13 protein-coding genes and 1 pseudogene are annotated in these 17268 nt (G+C 36.4%); 10 read left to right on the top strand and 4 right to left on the bottom strand.

Translation table 11 applies throughout. From position 1 onward, the window contains the following. The first annotated feature begins 374 nt into the window (after positions 1-374). The 4 genes from ACE199_RS16095 (at position 375) to ACE199_RS16080 (ending at position 4417) form a co-directional block, all read left to right on the top strand. Positions 375-1424: an HNH endonuclease gene (locus ACE199_RS16095; RefSeq protein WP_375350700.1), complete on the top strand. Its 1050-nt coding sequence runs from the start codon at positions 375-377 to the stop codon at positions 1422-1424. A 78-nt stretch (positions 1425-1502) separates the two neighbouring features. Further along, a complete protein-coding gene (locus ACE199_RS16090) occupies positions 1503-2390 on the top strand; it encodes a glycerol kinase (protein WP_375350699.1) in 888 nt (295 codons plus the stop codon). 430 nt (positions 2391-2820) lie between these two features. Next, positions 2821-3705 carry a hypothetical protein gene (locus tag ACE199_RS16085; protein WP_375350698.1) on the top strand — a complete coding sequence of 295 codons (885 nt, stop codon included), beginning with the start codon at positions 2821-2823 and terminating at the stop codon, positions 3703-3705. Positions 3706-3898: 193 nt separating this feature from the next. Next, a complete protein-coding gene (locus ACE199_RS16080; RefSeq protein ID WP_375350697.1) occupies positions 3899-4417 on the top strand; it encodes a hypothetical protein in 519 nt (172 codons plus the stop codon). A gap of 658 nt (positions 4418-5075) precedes the next feature. Here ACE199_RS16080 and xerS read toward each other — a convergent pair. Beyond that, positions 5076-6191, bottom strand: a complete 1116-nt coding sequence (gene xerS / locus ACE199_RS16075) for a tyrosine recombinase XerS (RefSeq protein ID WP_375350696.1) — start codon at positions 6189-6191, stop codon at positions 5076-5078. A 106-nt stretch (positions 6192-6297) separates the two neighbouring features. Between xerS and ACE199_RS16070 the strand changes: the two are divergent. Further along, positions 6298-6384, top strand: a pseudogene (locus ACE199_RS16070) (hypothetical protein); the annotation flags it as partial. A 58-nt stretch (positions 6385-6442) separates the two neighbouring features. On the opposite strand, the gene ACE199_RS16065 reads toward ACE199_RS16070, so the two are convergent. After that, entirely contained in the window at positions 6443-6721 is a 279-nt protein-coding gene (locus ACE199_RS16065; protein WP_375350695.1) for a CC/Se motif family (seleno)protein, read from the bottom strand. Positions 6722-6968: 247 nt separating this feature from the next. Between ACE199_RS16065 and ACE199_RS16060 the strand changes: the two genes are divergently transcribed. After that, positions 6969-7778 carry a uroporphyrinogen-III synthase gene (locus ACE199_RS16060; protein ID WP_375350694.1) on the top strand — a complete coding sequence of 270 codons (810 nt, stop codon included), beginning with the start codon at positions 6969-6971 and terminating at the stop codon, positions 7776-7778. A gap of 146 nt (positions 7779-7924) precedes the next feature. On the opposite strand, the gene ACE199_RS16055 is transcribed toward ACE199_RS16060, so the two are convergent. After that, the gene (locus ACE199_RS16055; RefSeq protein WP_375350693.1) at positions 7925-8644 is read right to left on the bottom strand and encodes a class I SAM-dependent methyltransferase; all 720 of its coding nucleotides are present in this window, start codon (positions 8642-8644) and stop codon (positions 7925-7927) included. Between the two features lie 248 nt (positions 8645-8892). Here ACE199_RS16055 and ACE199_RS16050 point away from each other — a divergent pair, with 248 nt between their 5' ends. The 4 genes from ACE199_RS16050 to ACE199_RS16035 all read left to right on the top strand — a co-directional run bounded on the left by ACE199_RS16050 (position 8893) and on the right by ACE199_RS16035 (position 14806). Then, a complete protein-coding gene (locus tag ACE199_RS16050) occupies positions 8893-9150 on the top strand; it encodes a heterocycloanthracin/sonorensin family bacteriocin (RefSeq protein WP_375350692.1) in 258 nt (85 codons plus the stop codon). A gap of 172 nt (positions 9151-9322) precedes the next feature. After that, complete coding sequence (locus tag ACE199_RS16045; protein ID WP_375350690.1) at positions 9323-11269, top strand: putative thiazole-containing bacteriocin maturation protein; 1947 nt, start codon at positions 9323-9325, stop codon at positions 11267-11269. Further along, positions 11269-13212, top strand: coding sequence for a TOMM precursor leader peptide-binding protein (locus ACE199_RS16040; RefSeq protein WP_375350689.1), 1944 nt, complete (start codon positions 11269-11271; stop codon positions 13210-13212). The genes ACE199_RS16045 and ACE199_RS16040 overlap by 1 nt, the downstream gene beginning before the upstream one ends. A 25-nt stretch (positions 13213-13237) precedes the next feature. Beyond that, positions 13238-14806: a SagB family peptide dehydrogenase gene (locus ACE199_RS16035; protein WP_375350688.1), complete on the top strand. Its 1569-nt coding sequence runs from the start codon at positions 13238-13240 to the stop codon at positions 14804-14806. A 705-nt stretch (positions 14807-15511) separates the two neighbouring features. Here ACE199_RS16035 and ACE199_RS16030 read toward each other — a convergent pair. Next, positions 15512-17188 carry a sigma-54 interaction domain-containing protein gene (locus ACE199_RS16030; protein WP_375350687.1) on the bottom strand — a complete coding sequence of 559 codons (1677 nt, stop codon included), beginning with the start codon at positions 17186-17188 and terminating at the stop codon, positions 15512-15514. Between the last annotated feature and the right edge of the window lie 80 nt (positions 17189-17268).

The following is a 17268-nucleotide window of genomic DNA, read 5'->3' as shown; positions in this document are numbered from 1 at the left end:
TCTGGCCCCTCGGGCCAGATACCCTAAACTCCTAATCCTCCCCTAAATATGGAAATAACTCAGAATGAAGTGGCTCGCTTTTGAAGTGATCGCTCTGGCTCAAATCAATATTGACAAAAACAAATGCAAAGCACACCTACATATAGGAGATTTTTAGTCCAAATACGATAGTATTTTTGACGATATCAGAACAACAGGAAGCAACCGAAAATATCAAAAAAATGCACTTAGGAAAACTCAAAAAATTAGCACATCTTTATATTAGTGATATGGTAATATTGTACTATAGACTATAGGAGCAGAATATAAAATGTTTTTTATTCAGTAATATATAAAGCTTGAGGCAAATTTTAAATTGGAAAGGGGACTGAAAAGTGATTCAGGATGATATAAAAAGATTTCTTTTATTAACAATAGCCACTGAAATAAAAAAGACTAAACTTAAGCTAAGACCTGTTACTGGTGATATGGCAATAGCTATTGACTTTCCAGAAAAATTACGTGAAATTGACCATCAATTTGGGGCTATTCAGTGTTATAAGGAAAATGTAGAATTACGTTTTTACTTTAATGCTTTAAAGGATGATTTGCACAATTCTAACTTTTTTAAAATAATAAATGAAATTGATAATAAAAATGAACTATATCGAGTGAAAGATAGAGTTGATTATATTGCTTTTCAATTTGATGAATTTGATTCTAATTCAATAAACTTTATAGAGTATATATGTAAACAAGTACAGAAATCATTTTGCCAGTTTAGTCAGAAGGAGTATGAGGAGTTAGATTATAACTTTAATGAATTAAAGTATATTTTTGATTTGTCTATATTTAAAAAAGGAATGTTTAAAGGCTTAAGCATGCAAGAAGCAATTCAAATTTTAAAGCAGCAGGATTCAAATTTTGATGCAGTTATTCAATCCCTTCAAAGGTTTAAACAAAATAATGTTGAATCGAATATCGCAGTTGAACTTATAGAGAATAATTATATTGAATTAGAATCGATTGTAATAGTTACTCCAGAACAAATTGAAGTAACTGAAACGGAAAGAAAACAAATTATTAAGGGTAGAGTAGGTCAATCTTCTTTTAAGAAAGATCTTTTAGCAATTGAAAAGAAATGTAGATTATGCGGAGTGAATAATGAACGTTTCTTAGTAGCTAGTCATATTAAGTTATGGAGTCAATCTAACAATCAAGAGCGGTTAGATGTGAATAATGGATTATTACTATGCCCTAATCATGATTCTGTGTTTGATAAGGGATATATTAGTTTTGATGATGATGGATTAATCTTGATTTCAGATAGCTTGGATGAGGCTACAAAGGTTTTTCTTAATATAAATGAAATTATGAATATTAGAATGAATGAGAGTCAGCGGCAGTATATGAAATGGCATAGGGAAAATTTATTTAAAAATTAATAGTACAAGGTTTCTATAAAAATATAGTTTTGATGCTGTAATGTATTTCTAAGTAATTACGAGATAGGAGTATTAGTCATGGCAATTAAATATTTATCAACAACAGCACTTTCTAAAGAAATTCAATTACCTGCAAAGGAAGTGTTTAAATTACTAGCTGATAAAGGGTTAGTGAAAAGAGAAAAGGATAACTGGATTTTAACAGATGAAGGAAAAGCTAAGGGGGGAGTAGTCAAATCACATCCACAGTATGGGAGTTACATTGCTTGGTGCGAAGATTTTAAAAATGATACAATCTTTGAATCTTTAGAGAATGATAAAAACTTATTAACTTCTACTGCTTTAGGAAATCACTTTGGAATATCAAAGTTTAGAATTAATCCCATTCTATCTGAATTAGGCTTAGTCCAAAAAGGTGTTAAGGGATGGACGGTTACTCCACTTGGCAAGTTAATGGGTGGAAAGCAGTTTGAGTATGATAAGACAGGAGTTCCTTATGTTTGTTGGAATCCAATAATTCTAACTAAAAAGAGTATTATAAGTTCATTGAAAGAGGTACAAGGGCAATCCTCTACAGAAGAGAAAAATGAAAGCAATCACTCTTATGTAGGATTTCGAGAAAAGTTTGAAGCAAAGCATAGAAGTGCTGATGGTCATTATGTGCGTTCTAGAGCAGAGATGCTTATAGATAATTGGTTGTATATGTCTGAGATAGTTCATGCTTACGAGAGAAAACTCCCAATCGAGGAAGATGTATATTGTGATTTTTATTTACCAGTGGGAAAAGTATACATAGAATTTTGGGGATTAGAAAATGACCCAAAATATGTGGCAAGGAAACAAGATAAAATAAAAATATATGAAAAGTATGGGTTTAATTTGATTGAATTAAGTGATGAGGATATTCAAAATTTAGATGATATATTGCCTAAGAAGTTACTCAAGTTTGGTATTCAAGCATATTAAGACCATCGTAGTAATGTAACAAAAAAGGTCAGCAAGGAAGAAATGTGATGCCATTTTTATCTATAGTAAATTCTAGTTGTCTCCAGTAATATCTCTATTTGCGTTTTAGCTTAGCTTGTGCCAGAGCAGATCCTGTGACTGATTTTGATGCACTACTGTAGTGTCCAATGAGAAATTGGATGCTCTTTTTTTAGTTGGATTTGAAAGGTTATATGAGGTGTATAGATAAAACAATGATTTTAATTAAAATGAAGTGTTCAAATTTCTTTATTTGTGAGGTATTTTAGAGAGTATAGCTTAAACGAAATTCTTTTACTTATTACACATAATTATTGATGCTCTTCTCCAAAAGTATGTTAATATCCAGATGTAATAGTGCAAATTGCCTAGTTATGTTAAAATGATAGTCGAAAAGGAGAGTGTACATAGTATGGAAAAGGTAATGGTGTTTTTGTTAGGGTGTTTATTATTACTTGGTGGATGCAACTCCAAAACAGATGAAGCATATCAAAACTCCATTCAAAAAGGTCTAGATGCTGTAGCGGAAGATAACTTTAGCAAGGCTGAAGGACTATTTGAGGTTGCATTAGAGTCTAAAGAAAATGATGAGACGGCAAAAGCTTATTTAAACCAAGTGCAATTAATTTTGGAAGCAGATGATTTAGTTGAACAGAATAAAATAGAAGATGCAATAAAGTTACTTAATCAATCGATTCAAGTTAAAGCAGGCTCAAAAGTAATTTCTTCTAAATCGGAAGACAAAAAAGATGAATTAACTGCTGTCCAAGAAAATCTAAAGAATTATACAAAAACATTAACAGATGCAAAAAAACTAAATAAGGCAGATAATTATGAAAAATCTAACGATAAACTAGATGCTTTACTTAAAGAAGATTTAACTAAGTTTGTAGAAATTAAGGATGAAGCAGAGAAATTAAAAGACTCTAATAATGAAGCTATTAAGAGGGCTGAAATTGCACAAGCTAAAAAAGAAGCGGAAGCAACGGTGGCTGCTGAGAATCAAGCAAAAGCGGAAGCTGTGAAAAATAAAGTAGAGGAATATAGACAACAGGTATGGTATGGAAGGGATGAAGACCCTGACTTTACATGGGATGATGCCTATAACATTATAGTAGATGTTTTGGGAGAAGAGGATGGTACATTTTTGTATAATGGAAGGGTAATGGTATATATGGATGATAACGGAAGAAAATACTATTCCATATGGAAGGAAGATCCAAATGCGGCAAGCACCGCCGATGGAACTATGGCAGTTTATAACGTGTATGATGACGGAACGGTTGAACCTCAATAGGGTTTTTTATTTAATGAAGCAGTTTCTCTAAGAGAGTAGCGGTTTAAGGAATAAATAGACTAGATTTTTCTATTTTAATTGAGTTGTAGAGTATTAAATAATCCCTTTTTATGTATTTAACTCTAAAAAATGTAGATTAGCAGTGTTGAATAATTTATACTGGTACATATAACCTATTTTCGGAGGGTGAATAATGAAAGTTTTAAATCGAATCGTATTAATTCTATTCGCATTTACATTATTTGTTTCTATTAATGCAGAGAACACTTCTGCAGCTACGTATATTGATAAAGAGTTTGCAACTTTAGCAAAAAAAGGGCAATTAAAAGGAGCTAAAGGTAAAATAGGCATGACATACAGTTCATTAAAGAAACAGAGTAAAGGTTCTGTCGGACAATCTGAGTCCTATCTATGGTATACTACTGCAAAAACATCTTATGGTTTCTTTTATGGTAATTCATATGATAAAATCTCATCCAAACAAAAAGTGGTGCTCATTCATAGAGATTTATCAGGAAATATTACAGCTAAACAAATGCAAAAATACTTTGGTAAACCTGTAGCAAAAAATGTATATAAAGCAGGGAAATATTATGTTCGTTTTGAAAATAATAATCCATCAAAAGGGAAATGTTTTGTTCATATCGGTACAAAAGATGCTATAAATTCATGGTATACATATGATGAAGATGGAACTCTTACTGTAAAATAAAGATATAGGTTATTATATTGCAACTTATGATAGAGTAACTTATATAAATTAACTAGTCAAAATTGTGAAAAGATGTTTATTCACCAGAATAAGCTCAGATGATTGATAAGGATGTGTCTTATGGGCATGTCCTTTTTATTTTATATGAAGTATGGCAAGCGGAGGGGGAGGGGTATTATACATCTAGTAGTGCTTATCCATCTGCTAATAGAAGTAGAAGTGTTTAGGACACTCCGTATGAAAATTTTTAGGATTCGATACGATAAAAAACAAGTATTACCTGTGACTCAATCACTTTATTGAAGCTGAAGTAGAAGAAACAGAAGCGACAGCATAATGCATATTATTTGTCTATGTTATCAATTAGGTAGCATGGATTTTTTGTTTAAGGGTTGTAGGTATTCTATTGATGAAGGTTGGAGTTAAAATACAACTTGTATATCTAGACATGCTCTAAAATGTTGATATAACAATATTTTAACAGCATTCAAAGGGTATTCTGTTAGCTCAGTTGGGAGAGCATCACCTTGACAGGGTTGAGGTCAATCTGAGTCGTAATCATGGTATTACTTACAAAGAAAAAATGGGCTTGCCTTTGGCTTTCTCGTTTTTTCTTTGTAAGTTAGTTAAATGGAAATTTCCCCAATATACGAAAACACTATTTCTCTCTACGTTTATCCAATAGCTCTGCAGCCTTCCTAGCTTTTTCCCTAGAAGTATTAATATACAGTAGGGAAGTATCCGAAGATGTATGCCCTAATTGTGACATAATCAAAGGAATGTCCCCACCTGTCTGTTCCGCTAAATTCGTAGCATAGGTATGCCGTAGTTTATGTGGTGACATTCTTTTATCAAAAGACTTCGTATACTTATAAACAATATTTTCAATGGCCCGGTTGGTAAGAGGAAGCGGTTCTCCCTTATAGAGTTTGATAAAAACAAATTCATTCTCATCGCCTTTCCCTGCATAACGTGCATGTCGAATCGATAAATACTCCTTAAGATCATGAAGGGAGGATGGGGTCACACTAACCGTATCCTTTTTGTCGCCCTTTCTAATCACACTGATTTCCTTTGAACTAAAATCAATATCTTTGATTCTTAAATTGGATAACTCATTCACACGGATTCCACTTCCAAGAAAAAGAGAAAGGATTGCATAATCCCGTTCTTTATCCCGATTGAAGTAATTTTTCTGAGTGTCAGAAAGAGAATGCTCATATTCGTCTTTCACGTACGCTAAGAAATCAATATCCTGGTCATTAACAAAGATTTTTTCGGTTATATGTTTGGCCCGCTCATTAAACGTTTCTGATACCTTTTTCACCTGAATTTTTTGCATGACGTTCCTATGGAAATAGGGTTCTCTATTATCTAATTCAGCTTCTGTCGTCAAGTATTTAAAAAGGGAACGAAGGGAGGACTTATGGCGATTAACGGTTTTGGGATTGATTTTTTTCGTTTCATCGTTCTTTGAGACTTTATATTTTTTCCTAGCTATAAATTTAAAATAATTACTAGCTTCCTCCAAAGATAGGTTTTCAAGATATCCAGGTTTAATATCTCTAATCGATTCGCATGGGACAATCCCTTCAGCCATGAGCCAGTTAAAAAACTCTTGATAATCCCGTACATAATTGAAAAGGGTGAGGGGAGAGCGGATATCCTGCTTAGCATCTACATATTTAACCACATAGTCAGGCATCTCTTTTAACAATTCATCTAGTTTTCTTTCATAATAATCATGCTGCTTAGATATAGACAAACGAAACACCTCACAAGTAAAAATTAAGAAAAAGAATCAGTTTATAAAAAAGAACAATTGTTCGTATAATACATTTTTTACGAATAGTTAATCTTTTGGGTATAATAAACTTTACTTAGATCTTGCAACTCCTACTTCAATCATAGCCGGGTCAGGTCGTGCTGCAGAATTCGGTATTTTGTTTAAAGGTGGAGAATACCTTATTTGATAAAAACGACTTCTCCTTTAGTTAATTATCATTTGTTCATAGAGGTTATTTATTAACTAGTTAATTTTGCTGAAATGCCTTTAAAAAATCCAACTCCTGATATTTTAAGGGAAATCTTATCCGGTACCTTAATATTTTTTTGAATATATATAGACAGATTATCTATTTTAAACTCATTATAGCGATTCAAATCCTTTGGTTTTTTGGGAATAGCCAGTAAATCCTGTATCCCTACTGCACAACATCCTTTTACTTCAACGCTATTAACTGTCAGATGTTTTCCTTTTGATTCAATCCAGCTTTTTGCTCTATCATCCATTTTAAAAATCATATCCTCACTCCCAACTTTTACAAACTGCTAACATAGATAATTACTCTGAATATAGAAAGAAAATATTGAAATGTCAAACAAATAACGGTAGATGAGTGATTTACAATTTAGGTCGTTTTGTTGTATGTTCTTTATTATAGGAATGAAAAGCAATCGTGTTTGTTGCCTTCTCTATATCTCTTAGCATATTAAGTTTTCAGGAGTAAGAGGTAGGTTTTAATCATATATAAAAGGATGGGAAAGCGGTATGGGAAAAGGACTAGCAGGGAAGCGAATTGCAATTGGCGGTTCGAGAAAAGTAGAAGAAATTAGTACATTAATCGAAAAACAAGGGGGTATTTCTGTTGTACGTCCCCTCCAAGGAACTGTTTTTTTAGCAGAAAAGGAGGTAGAACCTGACTTACAGAAGTTTGTCACGGAAGGGGCAGACTGGGTTATTTTCACAACGGGCATTGGAACAGAAACTCTATTAAATTTGGCCGAAACATTGGGTATCAAAGATCAGTTCTTAAATAGAATCCAGCAAGCCAGTGCAGCCTCAAGAGGGTATAAAACACTTTCAACGTTAAAGAAAATTGGGATTAAACCGGTTGCGACGGATGAGGATGGGACTACTCTTGGATTAATCCGTTCTCTTGAAAGCTTTGATTTTTCGGGGAAAAGAGTAATGGTTCAGCTCCATGGGGAAACCGCTCCAACGTTAATAAAGTTTCTTGAAGATAGAGGAGCATCTGTGTTAACGATTCTTCCTTACCAGCATATTGCTCCTGAGTCAGAGACAGTTGCAAAATTATGTGAAGAGCTGCTAAACAATGAATTGGACGCCGTCTGTTTTACGACTGCTATCCAAGTTCGGTCTCTTTTTAACTTTGCAAGGGAGAACGGTTGCTTAACAGATGTTTTACAATCCTTTCAAGGGAGAGCGCTTGCCGCTGCTGTCGGAAAAGTTACCGCGGAGGCTTTAGTAGAAGAGGGAGTGGAACGCTTGCTTGCTCCCGAACTTGAGAGAATGGGAGCTATGATTATTGAGTTGTCTCGTTACTATGAGAAACTTTAAAGAATATATATAATTATAGTTTTTAGAGTGCGAAAATTACCATTATCATCGCACTCTTTTGTTTGTTTATTTAGATAGTTAATTATAAATAGGATTTTTCCTCTATTATGGATTAGCAACGATAATAACTACCTCACTTAAAACAACTATTTAGTACATGAAAATATTCTATAGCTCAAAACACCGTCATACTTTGCCATTATATTAAAATGTTCATACATTACCGAATAAAGTTCAGGTTCAATATATTCTGAGTATTGGAATTCAGGATTTGGATTGTATTGGAGCATAGATTGTTCTTGCATACGAATATTTATATGTTTAAAACCAGCCTGTTCAAATAAAGTGATCCAATTCTTTTCCGTAAGGACGGAGCCTAATCCATAAAATTGTTTAACTTCTTCCTCTATAGTTGGGGAAAGCCGTTTATTGGTGGTAAGCTCATTTGCAATAAACCGCCCACCATTTTTTAATAATCGACATATTTCTTTAAGAGCTTTTGGCTGATTTACAAAAGAAAGGACAGATTCGGAAATAATAAAATCAAATTCCCCATCCTTTACCGGAAATTCCTCTATTGAGCCCTGAATAATTTCCACTGGTAATTGATATTTCCTCATTCTGCTTTTTGCTTTTTCCACCATTATAGAGTTAATATCCATCCCTGTTACTTTTGCTTCGTATTGCTCAGCTAGATAGGCAGATGTTTGACCAGTACCACATCCTACATCTAAAATGCGAGAAGTTTTGTTAATTTCTTCAGTCTTAAGTATTTCCTTGGTTAGACCAATGCCACCAGGATGTGCTCCCCCAACACCAAATTTGGACAAAAAATCTAAATATATCGACCTACCAATTAGAATCACCTTCTTCAATTCTTATTTTATAAAATATGAAAATGTAAATAAGATGTTCATTCCAGAATGACAGATGTTACTTTCAATGTGAAATAGGCTCTTGAATCCGTAACAACTACCCAAATGAATCATAATTTGTTAAAGAAAGCACACGTAGTATTTGATGATTTCATATATACAACACACACATTACCTTCTTTCAACTCTCAGGTATTTAACCTGATTAATAAATATAAAGGATAAAGGGGAGCAAAAAAATGCACAATTTTCAAAATGAACTACAAATGTTAGGAATGGATAATTATCAAGTTGGCCAGTTAACTCCTATAGATTATCAGACTCAAAATCCGCTCGAGTTTGTCGATATGCGTCGTTGTGGCGGCTGTGGTCATTGTGGGGGCTGTGGCTTTCGTTGTGGGGGCTTTCGTTGTGGGGGCTGTGGTTTTCGTTGTGGCGGCTGTTTCGGCCTTGGCTTTGGCTTTGGCTGTTTTGGCTGTTTTGGTTTCTTTATTTAGCTGTTGGGAAGCTGTTGATTGTTCTTCAAAAAAATTCAGGTTATTTTATAAAAAGAAAGTGTCCCTGCATTGTCGTAGGGGCACTTCTTTCTGGGTTAATCATAATGGACAAATACAAGTACATAAAATGATAGGGAATAATGAGAAACGATTAGAGTGAAGGAGGAACTGAATGACGAAACTAAACTCACACTCACGTCTCAAGGTGAAAAATGACACATTTTATCTACCTAATCCACAAGGTGGTGTGTATTTTAGAAATAACGTAAGCTCATTTCGTATGGAAGGGGATACAATCTATCAATGGATTGAAAAACTGATGCCGATGTTCAATGGGAAGCAAACATTGGAAGAGTTGACAGAGGGACTAACACCCCCGTATCGAAACAGGGTATATGAGATTGGAGAAGTTTTGTACACGAATGGCTTTATTCGAGATGTAAGCCAAGATTGTTCCCATCAATTAAAAGCAGATGTTCTCGAAAAGTATGCTTCACAAATTGAATTTATTGAGAACTTTGTTGATTCTGGTGCGTACCGTTTTCAAGAATATCGTCAAGCTAAAGTTCTAGCTGTCGGATCAGGCCCTTTTATGGTTTCGTTGATTTCTGCACTAATTGAATCTGGACTTCCCAAATTCGATATTATGGTGACGGATTCAGTACCTACAAATCGATTGCGGATTAATGAAATGGTGAAGAAGGCCAAAAGGGATGACTCCGAGGTGGAGGTAAAAGAGATACCATTTGAAAAAGGGCAGGGAAAGAATTTTTGGCAAGCAGCTGTGCAGCCATATGATTGGATATTATATGTTTCCCAAAATGAAAATATAAAGGAACTTAGGAATCTAAATCGGATCTGTAAAGCGGAGAAGAAGGCATTTCTACCTGCCTTATGTTTAGACCGAGTGGGGTTTGCAGGTCCTTTGGTGCATCCAGAATCAGAGGAGTGCTGGGAATCTGCATGGCGTCGTCTTCATGAATCTGCATTGCAACAAGATCGGCAGTTGCAGACATACTCTTCCACAGCAGGATCGATTCTGGCGAACATCATTGTATTCGAATTTTTTAAGAAGACTACAGGAACTGCAGATTCAAATCAAAGTAAGCAAATTTACCGGCTTGATCTTGAAACATTGAACGGAGACTGGATTTCATTCATCCTACATCCATTGGTTAAGAATATCAGTGTATCGTCTAGAATGGTTGAAGACCTTGATGTAATACTCAAGCAAGAACGGAGTGAAAAGAAATCGCCAATTAATCTCTTGGAATATTTCAGTTTATTAACTTCAGAAGAAACAGGGATTTTTCATACTTGGGAGGAACGAAACTTAAAACAGCTTCCTCTTTCGCAATGCTATGTTCAAGCAGTAAATCCAGTGTCAGAGGGACCAGCAGACCTCCTGCCAGAGGTTGTGTGTCCGGGGTTTACGCATGAGGAGGCAAAAAAGGAAGCCGGACTGACTGGTATTGAAATGTATGTGTCACAAATGATTAAGGGATTCAGGGATCAGAAAGACCAAGAAGAAGTGAATATAGTGGAAGGATTTATCGGCATTGGGGCAGGAGAAACAGTTGAAGAAGCTGTTTGTCGCGGCTTGCAAGCCTATTTAGAGGAGGAATTGAAAAACAGAAAAATCAATCAGCCGAACACCATGTTTCGTGTACAACTGGAAAAAATAGAAGATCCCCACTGCAGGTTTTATTTAAATTCCCTTACTACCTTAAATGGTACACCAACAATTGGTTTGGAAAATAAAGTGTTAGGCTTTCCTGTAATATGGGTACAGTCGCAGGGCCGTCGGTACACGAGTATAGGTTTAAATACAACGTTAGCTTTACGGAGTGCCTTGCAACAAGCGCTTTTGGATATTCAAAATGAGGAGAAATCAACAGATAGGGAAGCAGAGTCAGCTGTTTTTCTGAAAGGAAAGGAAGATAAACTCGAAATCCCTTCTTGTGAAGAACTAACAAAAGGGGAACTATTACAATCCTCTATTCGGATCCTGAACGGAAACAATAAAAGGCTCTTTGTCTATGATCTTTCGTTTGAACCTTTTTTAAAACAGGAACTGGCAGGGGTGTTTGGTGTGCAGATACGAGGGGAGGAACCCTAATGGCTGCTCGTATTCTAATTGATGGAAATGGTTTGTTAGCGGATTTTGTCTATAATCAATTGTCCAGCAACTATCCCGTAACGCGACAAAGCTTATTAGATGAGGTTCCTGAAGAAATAGAATTAGCTCTGGTGCTGCAGGATACTTGGCATCCATTGGTTCATCAAAAAGCGGAAGAGAGATTCAGGGGTATAGGTATCCCATGGCTTCGAGGTTTTGTTTCATTTGGGGAGGGAGTAGTCGGTCCATTCGTACAACCCGATAAACCAGGATGTTCTCGCTGTGCTGACATACGGTGCATGATAGCTGGATCCGATTCCCAAGAAATGTGGGGGCTTCAGATGAGAATGGCATCAGGAGAAGGTGTACTGCGAGATGCATGGGCATCGAGAACGGGGCTATTGCAAATGGCAGCTTTGATATGTAAAGAAGTACAGAGAGTTCTTCAAGGAGAACCTAGCAGCTTAGAAGAAAGAGTGTTCATTACTAACCTTAGAACGTTAACGACCTCCAGTCATCTTTTCTCACTCGATCCATTGTGCCCGTTGTGCAGTTCAATACCTGATGACACACCCGCACTAGCTCAAATTAGGTTAGAATCCAGTCCGAAAATAAATGAGGGCAGTTATCGCTGCCGTTCGATGGATGAATTAAAAACAGTGCTTGTCAAAGATTATCTCGATTATCGTACTGGGATCATGAATAGGAAAATGCAGGATTTGGTGCTGCCATTTGCTGATGTTTTAGTAAACATGCCGCTATTTGAAGCGGATGAGGGAGTGGCAGGAAGATCTAATTCTTATGAAATGAGTGAGTTAACTGCCATTTTAGAAGGGTTGGAGCGATATTGCGGGATCGAGCCTCGAGGCAAAAGAAGGACAGTTCGTGATAGTTATCATAATTTAGAAAATCAAGCGCTAAACCCTATAACAGTTGGTTTACATGAAAAAGATCAATATAAAAAGCCAAATTTTCCGTTTAAACCTTTTAATCCTGATGATCCAATGAATTGGGTCTGGGGCTATTCATTCTTACAAGAACGTCCTATTCTGGTTCCGGAGTTACTCGCCTATTACAGTTTGGGCTATGGAGGAGAGGGCTTTATTTATGAAACCTCCAATGGGTGTGCATTAGGAGGAAGTTTAGAGGAAGCTATTTTTCATGCCATTATGGAGGTAGTCGAGCGAGATTCATTCTTATTGACCTGGTATGCTAGGCTCTCTCTTCCTCGTCTTGATCTTAGTTCTGCTAACGATAAAGAATTACAGCTGATGGTCGACCGTATACGTGAGGTGGCGGGATATGACCTTCATTTTTACAATTCTACGATGGAACATGGGATTCCAAGCGTCTGGGCAGTGGCCAAAAACAGAAAATCCAAGGGTGCAAACCTCATTTGTGCAGCTGGAGCTAACCCTGATCCAGTGCGGGCTGTAAAAAGTGCGATTTATGAGCTGGCAGGAATGATGTTTAGGCATGATGAAAAATTGGAAGAAAACCGGCAGAAATATGAAAGGATGCTACAAGATCCGTTTGCAGTACGTACCATGGAGGACCACGGCATGCTGTACGGTTTGAAAGAAGCAGAGAAACAACTAGATTTTTTATTGGATGATCATCGCCCGTTACGTACGTTTGCCGAGGAATTCAAGCAGCAGCCGGCACATACTGATTTAAAGGATGATCTTCAGGATATTCTTAATAAGTTCCGTCGATTAAACCTTGAAGTTATTGTGGTTGACCAAACAACACCTATAATCAAACGAAACGGATTATTCTGTGTAAAAGTCTTAATTCCTGGAATGTTACCAATGACATTTGGACATCATCTTACCCGAGTGCAAGGGCTAGATAGGGTACTTAAGGTACCGGTGCAATTAGGATTTAGGAAGACACCATTATCGTTTGAACAGCTTAATCCATATCCACATCCGTTCCCATAATTAAAGAGTAGGAGGACAAAAAAATTTGGAGCTAGAAACATTTCTACACCATCTGCACTTTGACACGGAGAAAATCGTTCCGCCGGATTGGCAGGTCGATTGGGAAGACGCACCACTTCCTTATAAACTGTACCGTGGTTTACCAGAGGTTCCTCTTACCGCTGATGTACCTTTAGTACTCAATAGAAGAGAAGCTACTCTAAAACCCAGCCTGATGGAGCTTGGTCATTTTTTATGGTATGTATACGGTCTTACCCAATACTCTCAATTCGCAAAGGAAAAAGATGGGGGCTTCACCCAGTCAGTAAGGAGATTTGTTCCCTCTGGAGGGGCGTTGTATCCCAATGAATTATATGTGTATATAAAGCTTGAGGATGCTCCGACAGGAATTTATCATTACGATGTTGCGCATCACCGCCTCAGTTTGGTGCGAGAAGGAAATTACGATTTCTACTTATCCAGAAGTGTTGGAAATAGCTATCCTATCACTGACTGTTTTTGTACCGTTTTTGTCTCGACAATTTTTTGGAAAAATTTTTATAAGTACAATAATTTCTCCTACAGGTTACAAGGGTTAGATGCAGGTGTGTTGATTGGGCAATCATTAGAAGTGGCCAATCAGATGGGTTTCTCTTCAAAAGTCTGCTACCAATTTCTTGATCAATCTATTAATCATTTGCTTGGACTATCTGAACAGGATGAAAGTGTATATGCGGTTATTCCACTATCTGTTAATCCATCTATCCATGGTGTCGACAACGATCAAAATAGAGAAGAAATTATTTCTGCTGCAGACTTGTGTCGGGAAGTGCCGTTATTAAAGCATGTTTCCTATAACCGTTCAAAGAGGATTGTTGATTATCCGATGCTGAGAAAACTTAACGAAGCATCCATGTTTGAAACAACGCAGTCATTTGTAAAGATAAAGAAAAATAATAGTGGGAAATTTTCCTTAGGTACGGAGATGATCTTGCTGCCAGTTACAGAAAACTTTTCATACGATCTCGCAACGATTTGCAGCAAGCGGTATTCTCCTGATAGCGATTTTATAATGGGAAAAGTAAGTCAGACAAAACTGGCTACATTGTTAAAAGAGACATGTTCCTTCTCATATCAGAATGACCTTGACGATACACATGGGAATGTTGGGGGTCGTGTTTCTTTGTATGGCAGTTTGTATAATGTAGAGGGAGTCCCAAGTGGTGCCTACTCTTATGATAATAGTGCTCATGCACTTCGGAGAATAACGAAGGGAGATCACCGGCAGTTTTTACAATTAGGATTAGTAATGCCCAATGTGAATTTGTATCAAGTTCCGCTCTGTATGCATGTCATCGGAGACAGGAATCACCTCATAAACAGATTAGGAATGAGAGGATATCGCATTCAGCAGATGGAAGCGGGGATTCTCGTACAACGACTGCTCTTGGTGTCGTGCGCTTTAGGGATGGGGGGCCATCCACTGCTAGGATTCGATGTGAACCAATGTGATCAACTTTACGAAATCGATTCGAAAGGAAAAACCAGCCTAATTCAAATCCCAGTCGGCCCATACCGTCCCCGCACCTGGTTAAAAGGAAGTTTGCTTAGCTAGGGAGACGAGAGTACGTTTTATTTTGTTCTCAACTGTCGTTAAACCTTGACAGGGTGGGGGTCGGGGGTTCAAGTCCCTTACAGGTCATTAATACAGAAACATCGAAGCCTCTTGTATATCTGAAGTGAACCCAACAAGTTAGACACATTTAGCTAGGCAACTACTAAGGATTGAGTTCGGTATTGTACCGGGCTTAATCCTTATGATTCTTTTCCTTTAAGATAAGCTCCAACTGCATTTAATTTATCTTCAAATGTAAATTTACCCATAAAAAATACACCCCAATTGTTAGTTTTGTGTCTAACAATTGGGGTGCAGTTCAGTTTAATGTCCTATCAACTTTATAGATAGGGGATCGTTATATAATCCCAATGCTGAACTTTAGTATTCAGTTGAAAAGCTTTTCAAACGATAGCCAAGGGTTATATGTATTAAGCAGTTTTCTTGCAGTCATCATGTGGCTTCGAAGATTGTGTTGGTAAGATGATGAGCAAAAGTAACAAGGGAATCAAATGTGAAAGTGAGCATGTTTGCTAAGAAGCAATAATCTGTTTCATTCTATAAATAGGAATTTGTTATTTGTATAAAATCTAAGATTACTTTATGCAGTTCCATTAGAAACTGGGACAAGAAACCTATCCCCCTGTCCCTCTTGAATTTTCCTCTGCTAAATGAACAGATTTCTTCAAAAGAGGAGGAAAGGGATTAATTCATCCCGAGCCGTTTCATTCTATTGTATAAGGTAGTTCTTGTGATACCTAGTTGTTTAGCGCATTCTACTTTGTTCCCATCCAAAATCTGTAACGCGCGTTTAATCACTTCTTTCTCGTGTTTGTCCATTTCTTCTTGTAGCGATACTATGGAATAATCATTATCTTTAGGTATACTCCATTCAATTTCTGGATGGTTTTCTATACTAGTATTTTTTGTAGGAAAGGGCAAATACTCTCTTTTTATTACTCCATCAGTTGCCAATACAACAAGCCGCTCAATGACGTTACGTAGTTCGCGAATATTGCCAGGCCAATCATATTGAATTAGTTCATTTACTACATCGGTAGATAATTTACGAAACGATCGCTTATATCTCAATGAAAAATCAGATAAAAAAGAATGGGTTAATTCGATAATATCTTCTTTACGCTCTCTTAAAGGAGGGATATGTAGGCTGAAAACATTTAATCGGTAATATAAATCTTCACGAAACATTCCTTCTTTCATTAAATCTAGTAAACTACGATTTGTAGCAGCGATAATGCGGAAGTCGATCTTGATTTCCTTTTCTCCACCAACACGGTAAAATTTTTGTTCTTGAAGTACCCGTAGGAACTTTACCTGCATGTCGAGCGGCATTTCTCCTACTTCATCAAGAAATAAAGTGCCACCTTTTGCTAGTTCTATTTTCCCCTTTTTACCTTTACTATCAGCACCGGAAAAGGCACCTCTTTCATAGCCGAATAATTCACTTTCAAATAAAGACGCTGATATGGCACCACAGTTAATTGAAATAAAAGGTGAGCTTGGTTCTTCACTTGCTTCGTGAATAGCTTTCGCAAACACTTCCTTCCCAACACCACTTTCGCCAAGGATTAGAACGGTGGATTTAACAGAACATACTTTTCTAGCTAAATTTACTGTTTCCTGTAGTACGGCACTTTTCCCTTTAATCGATTGAAATGGATCCGATAAGTTCTTATACATTGCTGCTTCTTGCTCTAAGCGATGTAATTTATTAGACAAATTAAATAATTTTTCATTGAGTACAACTTGATTCGTAACATCTGATACTGCTGATACTGCACCGATAATCTGTCCATTAAAATAAACCGGATTCGTGTTAAGTAAGATAAACAAATCAGAACGAGGCTGATGGTACTTTCCTTTAGTACTTTTTCCTTCATAAAGCGATTGAAAGATTGCGAGTTTTTTAGGGTCAAAAAAATCAGTAATCGGGGAGCCAACGATCTCTTGATAGTTGGCTGAGTACATTATTTCTGCTCCTTTTGTCAATGTGCACACGATCCCGTTATCGTCAACGACGGTAACTAATGAATCAGTCGTTTGAATAACAGTTTCATAGAATGCTTTTAATTGATTGTAAGAGTTATGAAGAAAATTGATCATTTGTGCGGCTGTGGCACAGACTATAGGATTTTTGTTTGTATCAAGAATAACGACTGTGGAATGGTAACGAAATGCCTGAATTAAAGTTGAGAGTGAATCATCCTCAGCGTATACAATTTTACATAGAAGCTCAGGTTCATTCTCTGTTGAACGATAATAATATTCACCATTTTTCTGTTCAATGTGAAATGGACCGAATGACGTATCCATTAGAAAGTATTTAACTGCTTCCTTCACCGATGGTAATAAAAATGTCATGGTAGCCTCCTAATCTGTATAATTTTTTTGTCACTGTAAAGAAAATTATACATTTAATTTTGGTAAATTCAAGAAATTTT

Source organism: Peribacillus sp. Hz7, from assembly GCF_042136355.1.
GTDB lineage: Bacteria > Bacillota > Bacilli > Bacillales > DSM-1321 > Peribacillus > Peribacillus asahii_A.
This window is presented reverse-complemented; position numbering and strand designations above follow the sequence as displayed.

Excerpts from the sequence above, each read along its gene's own strand:
- ACE199_RS16090 (WP_375350699.1), top strand. The coding sequence starts at position 1,503 with ATGGCAATTAAATATTTATCAACAACAGCACTTTCTAAAGAAATTCAA.
- ACE199_RS16085 (WP_375350698.1), top strand. The coding sequence starts at position 2,821 with ATGGAAAAGGTAATGGTGTTTTTGTTAGGGTGTTTATTATTACTTGGT.
- ACE199_RS16080 (WP_375350697.1), top strand. The coding sequence starts at position 3,899 with ATGAAAGTTTTAAATCGAATCGTATTAATTCTATTCGCATTTACATTA.
- ACE199_RS16065 (WP_375350695.1), bottom strand. The coding sequence starts at position 6,721 with ATGATTTTTAAAATGGATGATAGAGCAAAAAGCTGGATTGAATCAAAA.
- ACE199_RS16060 (WP_375350694.1), top strand. The coding sequence starts at position 6,969 with ATGGGAAAAGGACTAGCAGGGAAGCGAATTGCAATTGGCGGTTCGAGA.
- ACE199_RS16050 (WP_375350692.1), top strand. The coding sequence starts at position 8,893 with ATGCACAATTTTCAAAATGAACTACAAATGTTAGGAATGGATAATTAT.
- ACE199_RS16045 (WP_375350690.1), top strand. The coding sequence starts at position 9,323 with ATGACGAAACTAAACTCACACTCACGTCTCAAGGTGAAAAATGACACA.
- ACE199_RS16040 (WP_375350689.1), top strand. The coding sequence starts at position 11,269 with ATGGCTGCTCGTATTCTAATTGATGGAAATGGTTTGTTAGCGGATTTT.
- ACE199_RS16030 (WP_375350687.1), bottom strand. The coding sequence starts at position 17,188 with ATGACATTTTTATTACCATCGGTGAAGGAAGCAGTTAAATACTTTCTA.